The sequence below is a fragment of the Edwardsiella ictaluri ATCC 33202 genome (assembly GCF_000264785.1).
Lineage (GTDB): Bacteria > Pseudomonadota > Gammaproteobacteria > Enterobacterales > Enterobacteriaceae > Edwardsiella > Edwardsiella ictaluri.
On the sequence record NZ_AFJI01000090.1, the window covers coordinates 1 to 9,479 of the forward strand.

At 55.4% G+C, this 9,479-nt stretch carries 11 protein-coding genes and 1 pseudogene; all 12 read right to left on the reverse strand.

Annotation, left to right across the window (positions count from 1 at the left end; translation table 11 throughout):
- Positions 1–116: pseudogene (locus tag EIEH_RS19810) on the reverse strand (Rha family transcriptional regulator); the annotation flags it as partial.
- A gap of 291 nt (positions 117–407) precedes the next feature.
- Positions 408–956 (reverse strand): Rha family transcriptional regulator, encoded by a 549-nt coding sequence (locus EIEH_RS13650; protein ID WP_226092342.1) that lies wholly within the window; start codon positions 954–956, stop codon positions 408–410.
- A gap of 266 nt (positions 957–1,222) precedes the next feature.
- The gene (locus tag EIEH_RS13655) at positions 1,223–2,239 is read right to left on the reverse strand and encodes a contractile injection system protein, VgrG/Pvc8 family (protein WP_050977455.1); all 1,017 of its coding nucleotides are present in this window, start codon (positions 2,237–2,239) and stop codon (positions 1,223–1,225) included.
- Positions 2,230–2,436, reverse strand: a complete 207-nt coding sequence (locus EIEH_RS13660) for a tail protein X (RefSeq protein WP_035609947.1) — start codon at positions 2,434–2,436, stop codon at positions 2,230–2,232. Before EIEH_RS13660 ends, EIEH_RS13655 begins: the two co-directional genes overlap by 10 nt.
- On the reverse strand, positions 2,433–2,906 hold the full coding sequence (locus EIEH_RS13665) for a phage tail protein (RefSeq protein ID WP_035609950.1): 474 nt from the start codon (positions 2,904–2,906) through the stop codon (positions 2,433–2,435). Before EIEH_RS13665 ends, EIEH_RS13660 begins: the two co-directional genes overlap by 4 nt.
- On the reverse strand, positions 2,906–5,704 hold the full coding sequence (locus tag EIEH_RS13670; RefSeq protein WP_035609953.1) for a phage tail tape measure protein: 2,799 nt from the start codon (positions 5,702–5,704) through the stop codon (positions 2,906–2,908). Before EIEH_RS13670 ends, EIEH_RS13665 begins: the two co-directional genes overlap by 1 nt.
- A gap of 114 nt (positions 5,705–5,818) precedes the next feature.
- Positions 5,819–6,406 (reverse strand): phage tail assembly protein, encoded by a 588-nt coding sequence (locus EIEH_RS13675; RefSeq protein WP_035609956.1) that lies wholly within the window; start codon positions 6,404–6,406, stop codon positions 5,819–5,821.
- Between the two features lie 62 nt (positions 6,407–6,468).
- On the reverse strand, positions 6,469–6,972 hold the full coding sequence (locus EIEH_RS13680; RefSeq protein ID WP_035609959.1) for a phage major tail tube protein: 504 nt from the start codon (positions 6,970–6,972) through the stop codon (positions 6,469–6,471).
- Complete coding sequence (locus EIEH_RS16955; protein ID WP_050977457.1) at positions 6,972–8,426, reverse strand: phage tail sheath protein; 1,455 nt, start codon at positions 8,424–8,426, stop codon at positions 6,972–6,974. The genes EIEH_RS13680 and EIEH_RS16955 overlap by 1 nt, the downstream gene beginning before the upstream one ends.
- Before the next feature lie 3 nt (positions 8,427–8,429).
- Positions 8,430–8,588 carry a hypothetical protein gene (locus EIEH_RS19310; protein ID WP_158002378.1) on the reverse strand — a complete coding sequence of 53 codons (159 nt, stop codon included), beginning with the start codon at positions 8,586–8,588 and terminating at the stop codon, positions 8,430–8,432.
- A 63-nt stretch (positions 8,589–8,651) separates the two neighbouring features.
- Positions 8,652–8,855 (reverse strand): hypothetical protein, encoded by a 204-nt coding sequence (locus tag EIEH_RS17935; protein ID WP_071525734.1) that lies wholly within the window; start codon positions 8,853–8,855, stop codon positions 8,652–8,654.
- Positions 8,856–8,869: 14 nt separating this feature from the next.
- Positions 8,870–9,479: phage tail protein (locus EIEH_RS17940; RefSeq protein ID WP_152412045.1), on the reverse strand; the 610-nt coding region annotated here is incomplete at its 5' end.

Below are 9,479 nucleotides of genomic sequence, written 5' to 3' on the forward strand. Positions count from 1 at the left end.
CGGGAGCAATCCAGCGTTTCAATCTTCTGGATAACGTTCTTGTGCTGCTTGCCAAAGAACTCAGCCACCGCAGTGGACGTGGTGATGGGGCGGTGGTTTCGGATGATGACACTGGGGGTATGTACAGAAAGCTGATGGGTCATTTTTCTGTGTCCTTTGTATTTGTTCAGATTTTCCCTGTGTTCAGCAGGGCGGTCGGGTACTTGAACACCGTACAAAGATCGGCCAGCAGTTTTCCCCTTGCGGGTGTTGTATGGTCTGCTCGCTACCCGGCCATATCTGAAAGTATGGACACAAAAAATCCGCATGGCTGTCGGGTGCGGAGGCCGCTTTGTAAGGTGTGTTCAGCACCTGAGCGGACTATACCCCCGGCATCGCGGATAAAACTAATTCCGATTTATGATACTTTACTTATAAATCATAGAAGTGCAATAACTCTTCCAGCCCTGACCACACAGAGCCCCATTTGGCCCGCCACGCTCGATTAGCCTAATCCGCCCCGGCCGCAACGAAAAGCTTTCCGCTGCTGCAACTCGACTCTGCATCTGTTGAATTGTCATGTCCGTTAACCCGGAGAAATCCAACAGATTAATATCCTTGCTCCCCTCCAGCTCTGTCATATGGTCAAACACCTGGGCCTGCAGCTCGTAGCTATAGCTCATGGCCATCAGGCAAGCCTCACGCTTGGGAAAGCTATAAACCTGGCGCGTAGCCTGAGCCCCGTTGCCCGCAACGTAGGTATCATCAGCCAAAAATTTGGCCGATGTTTCCCCTAGGACTTTAGGGACCTTGGCGAGGAAATGCTTATGCTGCAGCTTGCGATACTTCTTGCTAGGGAACGAAACACCATCAGCCCGAGCTTTTGATCTCCGATCAGCATTAATGTAATCGACCATCTCTAAACTGCTCATGGTCGGGGTTTCGCTATTGGGTAATGTGACTACAGATTTATTCATATCGATAGTTACCTTATAGAAACAAGCCTCGTTGCCCAGAAACGCCGCCCACAGAGAGGTCGCCACCTATAACGGCGGTTCTCCGAGGCCTGTTTCTATAAGGCTCTGTGTGATTGTTTGCGCCGGACATGGCGCAGATATAAAAAAACCACCAACGCGGTAAGCGTCAGTGGCTTATTGATACTGTCTCCATTGATGACTGCTCCCCGCTCTGAAGACCGAGGTTTCCCGGGGGCATTCTGATGATCACTCAGTCTATCTTCAGACTACTTAATAGGGGCCGTTGCCTCAATAGACATCCGGTATCCGCCTGAGCGTGTTCCTCTGGCCACCACACGATCGATGGACATCGCACCCGCCATACCATTCGGAAACGACTCATCCAGCGTGATGGGGCTTTCTGCCGCCAGATACGGATCACCCGGGACATCCAGAGTGATCCGCCTTTTTTCCCTCACGTTCTTTCGACTGTATCCCGCCAGTGCCTGCCGTGCCTGCTGCTCATTGATATACAGGGCAGGCAGACGTCGGTAGGGTGAGCGCCCTGACTTCACTTCATGCACCGTGCCAGTTGCATCATCCTGCCATCGGGCAATCATGCCGCCAGCGCTGTGTCGCTGAGGCATATCCAGCTCGCAGTTAATAAAACGCGGGGTGCCGGGACGATTATCCGGAGGAACCCGCAGCGTCACCGGCTCCATCTCTTTGCCACTGATCGTCGTCGTCCGCCCACGTAAGGCCAGCACATACAGACCATCCATCGGCTTTGCCACGGCATCGAACTCCTTGGCCAGGCGTGTCAGGAAAGCAGCATCCGTTTCATCGGTCTGATCGACATGCCCCAATGGGATGGCATCAAGTTCGGGATCAACACGCGGCGTCATGTCATGCGCCTGCACCACCTCCCGGAACAACTGCCCTAACGTCGGGGAATCCCAGCTGCGAGTGCGCCGCTCCTTAAAGCCTGTCTCATCTTTTCCGGTGAAAGGAGCCGACGTGGCGACGATGGTTAACCTGCGCGGAAACAGTCGTGGCGTGATACGGGTGATCGTAAAGTCCCCGATGCGTACCGCCCCTATCTCCTGATACCCCTCAAACCACGTCAGCCGCTGCCCCTCCTCTGGGAGTCCATCAACGCCTTCGACGTTAACCACCAGTGTCAGCTGGTCACTCTGATGACCGGAAGCATCGACACGATCAAATGACTCCAAGCGGGCATTGATCATCTTACTCCCCGGCCCCTCACAGTAATGCACCGGTGTGGTACCCAGTCTCAGCTCCATACCCCCTCCCTTTCCTTCGGCGCACTGGGTGGCGCCTCCGGCATCGTAATCACCACCCCGGCGGGCAGTATCAGGCCATAGTCATGCAGGTGTGGATTCAGCCTGTAGACTCTCTCCTCAATGGCATCATCATCCCGGCCAAGCAAGCGCCAGGTCAGCAGCCCTACCGTATCGCCATCTGCTGTCCGGACTCTCATCGGCGCTGACTCCCCAGTGATGGATTGGCAAACTCACACAGCGAGATCGTAATATCCTGCACCACACAGGTTCCGTTATGGATCATCTGCTCCCCCTTCACCTCAAACGTCCGCAGGACATACTGTCCATAGCTTGAGCCATCCCCACGAACCAGAGTGCGGGGCCTGGCCTCATCACGGATCTTTTTCAGGTTTTCGATCTGCATCTCGCCATCGGTTGAGTACCAACGGCCTGTGAATGTGACCGTATCCAGCTTACGCCCTGTCTGTTGCAAGAGAGGCAGCTCATTTAACAGCGGGACCTCCACCCAGCCGCCATCCAGGCTACGGGAAATACCGCTAAGCGGGTTGCCTCCGGACATAGAGAAGTTATAGTCACCCCAGCTAAACTGCTTATCTGGTTTGGCCATCGCTTGGTTTAAAAATAAACCGGCGCCCAGATTGGCCAGAAATGAGGTTGAAATGGCCATCAGTCACTCCCTAACCCAGCCAGGCTGGCATCCGTGCGGGTATGCAGCGATAGGCTGCTGGACATCAGCGATGGCAAAAGGGTAGACAATTGGGCCTTGATTTTTTCCACCAGCGCGTTGTCCTGTTCCGGATCACCACTGGCTCTGACGTCAAAGCGCAGATCAAACTTATTGGAGATATCTGTCTGATTGGTCTCCTGCTTGATGACCTCTTTAACGGGATCCGCACCGTTGGCCAGCGCAGTTTTATCCTTGGAAAACCACTGTCCGACCTTATCTCCGATAATATTACCGAGTTCCCCGCCGCCCCAGGAGCCAAGCACGCCGCCGATAGCAGCCCCAATAGCGGTGCCAATAACAGGAACCAGCGAACCAATAGCGGCTCCAGCTGCTGCTCCCGCCCAGCCACCAGCCACACCGCCAACGATATCACCGGCAGCCCCGCCAATGGCTGCAGTGTTACCCGTATTAGCAGCTCCATAAAGCTCACTGCCTGCTGAGATAAGACCGAGAGGCCGTATCACCTTCCCTGCCACCCGGCCTGCCGATTTACCGCCAGACACCAATAGCGAGGCTGCACCACCACCGACATCAGCCACATCCTGAACAGCCGCAGATGCTTGCGCCTGCTTTGGCAGCATCATCAATCCGGCACCTACGCCAAGCAGTCCCGCACCACGCCCCCATCGCCCAAGCCTACGACGACGATGAGAACCGGCATTCGCAATCCGCTCTTCAGCCTCACGTAGCCGACCGAGGCGCGATCGGCCACGCCCACGGCGCCCGCCGCGTCCCCCGACACCGGGTAGCCCACCGGCACCACTCATGCGATCCAGTTGCCTATTAACAGCAGCCAGCGCGCGCGCTGCAGCCGAACCTGAGCGGGTAGTGTGGTCAGTCTGCCCACCCAGCTTGGCCCTCATGATCCGGCCTGCCTGGAATAAATCACTGAAAATGGACTTCACGCCCTTAAAGACGATCATACCCGCCTTTAAGGCAACCAAACCGGCACCCGCTTTAACCAGCCAGCCGGCCGTTTCTCTGGCTGCCGATGAGGTCTCCATCAGCTTTGCGCCGGACGCGGCCAAATCAGACAGCGGCTGTACGACCCCATCCATCAACGGCAGGAATAAATCACCAATATTAATAACAAGCCGATCAAAATTGGCACCGGCACGATCCAGCATCGCCTGGCGTGTTTTGGCTTTATTCTGGTACTCCAGCTCCATAGAGCCGGCATACGCGACCTGATCACCGGCCAGTTTCATCGCCTTACGCAGCAACTCGGTATTGGCCGTCAGCTTGCTGACCGCGCCGACCACCTCCTCCCCAAACAATTGGCTGATGACCGCCGCCTGCTTATCCTTATCCTGCCTGCCGATTTTCCCCAGCACGCTGAACAGGGTACCGCCCGCATCACGCTGCATATCCTTGGCTAAGGCAATCGGATCAAAGCCCAGCATTGCCAGTGTTTCTTTCTGTGCTTTGGTGGTGGCAAATGACTTATTCAGGCGTCCGGTGATATTTTTCATCGCCGTGGCGGTCCTTTCCTCCCCCTCACCACCCGCGATCAATGATGCTGCCAAGGCCGCTGCCTGACGGTCAGTAAAACCGGCCTTCATGGTGGTGGCACCCTGGCGCAGCATTACCCGCGCGACTTCGGCAGGCTTGGCCGCCATTTCGTTGGAGATGGCATTGGAATAGTCAGCCAGGCGCATCGCCTGATCCTGATCCAATCCCATTGATGAGCGCCACTTGGCCAGCGTACTGCCCGCCTCTTCGGCGCTCATATCCATGGCAACGGACATCTTCGCCGCATCACCGGCAAAACGCAGGAGTTGCTTAACATCTGTGGTACCGTCAGCCCGCTTACCGATCCCTGCCTCACCCGCTGCAGCGACGATATTGGTCATCCCGACCTGATCGATACCCAACTTCCCGGCCAACCCCATCATCCCGGTCCGGGTAGCACTTTTCTCCTGCTCATTCCGGAAGTTAACCACCTTGGTTACCCCGGCAAAGGCACTTTCATAATCGACCGCTTTCTTGGCCGCATAAATCGCCGGTGCACTGGCCGCAGCCAGCCCCAAGAGGTCACCAGCCATATCCCGGCGCGTCTGCTTATTGGCCGCCATCCTGGCCTGTGCATCAGATATCGTGCTCAGGCGCTTCTGCTGGCGATCCATCGCTGCTGTGGCCAGCTCAGTATCACGCTTCAGACGCAGCTGCTCTGCTCCGAGGGCTTTTGTATTGAGTCCGGCCTGGCTCAAATCCCTGGCCAGTGAACCGAGACGGCGCCCCTGTCCCCCCAGAGCGTCGGTCAGCCTTTTAGCCTCGCCACCTGCGGTCTTCTGTACCCGCCCGGCGGATTTAATCTCCTTGCCTACGCGGCTATAAGCCTGCGTTAACTCAGCCACCTTTTTCGTTGTGGCGGCCAGCGCTTCCTGCTGGGCGGGTGTCGTCGGGCCGATAAAGCCCTTCATCCTCTCCAGCTGGCGTTCTGCTGCCTGCAGCTCTTTTTTATAGCCAGCCTGTTTTTCGGTCAGGGCCTTAATCGTATTCGCCGCGGTTACCGCTTCACTCCTGGCACCCGCCAGTGCGCTTTTGGTCCCCTCCATTTCCTTACGTAGTGAGCCAAAATCACTCGCACGCTTGCTGGTACTGCCCAGCGCCTTTATCTGACGGTTGGTCCTCTCTATCTCTTTACCCAGCCGATCAGCTGCCGTACCGGCAGAGGCAAATGCCGTACTCATCTGCTCCCGGGCAGACAGGGTTACCGAGAATTTTTTATCAGCCATGTTGCTTTACCCCGAGTCTGGCCAGCGCCAGCTCATAACGGCGCAGGGCGGCGGGAACCCGCCAGCCCATAATCTCCTGCGTTGATACTGAGTACACCAGCGGAACCACATCGATCAGCCGTTCGACGTCACTTGGGGAAAGTAGTCCGCTGTTTCTGTCAAAAAATCGGACAGTCTCTGTTGCAGTGCCAGCCAGTCAGGCATATGCAGTTTATCCACGGTCTCCGGCATCACGCCCGTACAGGTGGCAACCAGCTCGCGCTCCCGCTCAAAACCTGCCAGCTCCCGCACGGAGTCTGTCAGGCGGACAGTGGGTGGCATCATATGAAGATGTGTGATGGGCCCCTGCCGCATCGCATCGGTAACAGGTACCAGCAGGGGGAAGGTGTCTGGAGACTCTCCCCGGGCGTTTGCCGACAGCTGATCACTGGGTGTCATAACCAGCTCATGGATCAGCAGCGTAATGGAGGTGAGATCCGGATGAGCCAGCTCGCCACGCTGCGCATCGCTCAACTCGGTATGCAACATAAATACCGCAGCAGAAAAGCCATGCCTGTCTTGTTTCGCTTCATCCGGGTCATCCATGCAAAATCGCTTTCGCAAGGCGCGCATCTCACCGATGGTATGTGTGCTCACAGTAACAACAGCGATACCCTCAATGGGCCAGCGCAGGGTATGCTGATGGGTAAACGGCGTCGTCATGGGCAATCCTCAATAAAAAACCCCGCAATGCAGGGCCGGGGGTAAAACAGGAAAGGGTGGCGTTAAAACATGCCAACGTTGCTGCGATGATCGGCCAACAGGTCGCCGTCACCCAAATCGCAAATGGATGCCTTACGGCTGACATGCCACTCCTGGATGCCGTTTACCACCCGGCGTGATTCATCCAGGCTTAAATTCAGCGTATCCTCCGGCAGCTCACTCACGACACTGCTGGCGCGCTCACGGCTGGAAATACGCCCTGTCCAGAACTCCTGCACTGCTGTTGTGATCCCCTCCTCATCCTCCCATGACTCATTGACAATAACCGTAACCAGCTGACCCGCCCGACGTCCCGTCATCTTCAGGATATAGGAGGTAATCCCCTTGCCGACGATTTTGGCCGTCATCTTTTCAATGCCGGTACGGATATCTCCACCAATGAAGCTGCCACCGATATCACCCGCCTTTTCTTTCGGCGGCGTAGACTCCCACGACGTAACCTCACGCTGCAGCGGGATCCCGTCAACGATGATCCTCAGCATCATACGCACATTTTGACCAGCCATTATTGCAACACTCCATTCAGGAAAGATTCGACAATTCCCACATCCTCTCGCAGGTGATAAACCATGTGCTCGTTCGGGCTATACCCTGCATAGCCAATAACAATGTGCCACTCACCGTTGCGGTAGTTGTCCGGCGTATTGAGCGTGGGATGCAGATAAACCCTGGCACCGATCAGTTTGCCGGCTGCCGCCTCGCCATCCAGCCAGTTTTGCAGTGACGCCACTTTCGACTGCATAAACTCTTTGCTGAGGAGCTCAGCCATCCCCGGCTCTGTCGTAGCAATCAGCTTGCGGATAATGGCCAGCTCAAGGCGCACTAGGTTGATAAACCGGCCATCCAGCGTACGGTTCCCCAGCAGCGAGAAGCCGCCCCGGCTGGTTCGTCCAAAGTAGGCCACGCCGTATTTGTTCAATCGGTCACCGGCACTGGTTTTATCCAGCAGGTTATAATCAATGGTGCGCTGACACCCGTCGATATAGACATTCATCCGCCCCTTGCCGGGAGCCTCATGCACATCCACCCGCGCCACACAGCCGAGATAATGGGCAACGCCGGACATGTAGACATACCCTTTGGCCGCGTTTGACCACACTTTGACAAACGGATCGACCAGTACGGCATCACCATAACCCGTGCCCGCCGTTCCCAATGACTGGGACAGGGATATCACCGCGTCATCAGTTGTGCTGGTGCCCTCCAACGCCGCAGCGGCGAACAGGCGTTTACCCATTTTGGCCAATGCATCATGCACCGCCGGATGGTTGAAGCCGGCAGCAGCAATATCTGTCAGGGTTTCCGGAATATCTGCCGCCAACGCCTCAATCCCGGTACGGCGGCCAGTCAAGGGATCTACACCGCCAACAACATTGGCAATGGTCCCTGATGCCGCCAGTTCTTTCCCATGGATGACAACCGTGGCCTGCGCCGTCAGATCTTCCAGCCTGATGCCCCCGTCGCTCTTCAGCGTCAGGACATTGCTTTCCCCCGGAACGTAGCTCACCATCTCTGTCGTTTTGCCACCGATCTCCACGCTCCAGCTGACAGCTTGGGCACCAACCACGGCATCCAGAAGGGTTGGATTGGTCAAGATAACCGTCATCACCCCGCTATCAAGGACGGCGGCACTTATAATCACCCCCTCATAATCCCTGTCGGCAGGCAGTACCTGGTTATCCTCATCCACGATGACTGCATAAATAGAGCACTGCGCTGCATCCAGCATGGCATTGCACACACGCCATAAGGTACCCCGCTCCAGCCCTGCAATATCCAGCCTGGCCAGGGCGGCTTTGTTATTGACCCAGTAGGCCTTATTGCGCGGGATATCCGGATGGGCATCCGGGGCCGTTCCGACCAGACCAAATACTGCACGACCTAGCGGCCCCATCGGAGACGGAGCAGGCTCTCGGATAATGGAGGCCCCGTTATGCACGAAATTTTCAATAATGGGCATGGGTTACTTCCTCTTTGTAACAGGCCTGGCAATGAGATAGCCACTGAGAACCAACTGGGTGGCCTCACTCTCACTCATCTCAACAACAGTGCCCGCCTTCTGCCAATGGCCGGAGTTGGGATGCTCGAAGCCGAGCAGCACCAGATACGCTTTTTTTTCCATAAATGGCTCCTGGACTGGACAATAAAAAACCGCCAAAACGTGTTTACATTATCTGGTGCGCCGTCAAACCTCCTTTTTCAGTTCGGGGGAAGATGTCAAATGAGTCTCTTGCGGCTCAACAAACCCCATGCGTTTCGCATCAAATACTTTTTTTTGCAAACTAAAATCATCCTCAACATTAATTACATGGTAATTATCCAAATCCAATGGCACGGGAAAATCAATATAGCCATCTGGATTTTTCTTTGGAATATATATTGTTTTCATAACAAAACCACTCATTATGTGTAATTGACGCCATATATTAGCAGGATACGAGAACTTTCAGAGCTGACTTCCCATAATGTCGAAAGGAATGTCCGTGTTATAATTGACCAGTGCGTCCCATCCATTGAGCGAATGCTAATAGAGCTCGCCAAGCTTCTATTAACAATTTCAGTAATCAACCATATTGGCTTAATATCGATTGCAGCATGCCAACTGTTATCATCAGTAGAGAAAATAATAATTTCATCAAAATTTGATGGGCTTTGTGACAGCGGGATATTACCATTCCCAATATTACCGCTAAAAAGCAGCGTCTTGTGCCCCACTGCTGCCTTGTTAACTCTCTCGTTGACTTTTTTTAGCGCATAGGCCGTCGGCGCCCGTGTGGTACTGGTACTGCTGACGCTGTCTTCAAGCTGGACCTGTCCGGGTCGGGTGGTAGTTGCGGCACGGGTTGCATCTCGATAGGTTTTCTTCATCACGGAGGCCGTCGCCGCCTCCACGTTGCTGTCGTTATTGATACTGTCGCTGAGCACGACCTGTCCGGGACGGCCAATTGCGGCGCGACGGGTTGCCTCGTCATAGGTTCGCTTTAGCGCAGAGCATGTCGGCGCATTTCTGGTG

Bases quoted from the DNA above. Each gene is read 5' to 3' on its own strand.
- EIEH_RS13680 (WP_035609959.1), bottom strand. From the start codon at position 6,972: ATGGCTGGTCAAAATGTGCGTATGATGCTGAGGATCATCGTTGACGGG.
- EIEH_RS19310 (WP_158002378.1), bottom strand. From the start codon at position 8,588: ATGGAAAAAAAAGCGTATCTGGTGCTGCTCGGCTTCGAGCATCCCAAC.
- EIEH_RS13650 (WP_226092342.1), bottom strand. From the start codon at position 956: ATGAATAAATCTGTAGTCACATTACCCAATAGCGAAACCCCGACCATG.
- EIEH_RS13670 (WP_035609953.1), bottom strand. From the start codon at position 5,704: ATGGCTGATAAAAAATTCTCGGTAACCCTGTCTGCCCGGGAGCAGATG.
- EIEH_RS13665 (WP_035609950.1), bottom strand. From the start codon at position 2,906: ATGGCCATTTCAACCTCATTTCTGGCCAATCTGGGCGCCGGTTTATTT.
- EIEH_RS13675 (WP_035609956.1), bottom strand. From the start codon at position 6,406: ATGACGACGCCGTTTACCCATCAGCATACCCTGCGCTGGCCCATTGAG.
- EIEH_RS13655 (WP_050977455.1), bottom strand. From the start codon at position 2,239: ATGGAGCTGAGACTGGGTACCACACCGGTGCATTACTGTGAGGGGCCG.
- EIEH_RS13660 (WP_035609947.1), bottom strand. From the start codon at position 2,436: ATGAGAGTCCGGACAGCAGATGGCGATACGGTAGGGCTGCTGACCTGG.
- EIEH_RS17935 (WP_071525734.1), bottom strand. From the start codon at position 8,855: ATGAAAACAATATATATTCCAAAGAAAAATCCAGATGGCTATATTGAT.
- EIEH_RS16955 (WP_050977457.1), bottom strand. From the start codon at position 8,426: ATGCCCATTATTGAAAATTTCGTGCATAACGGGGCCTCCATTATCCGA.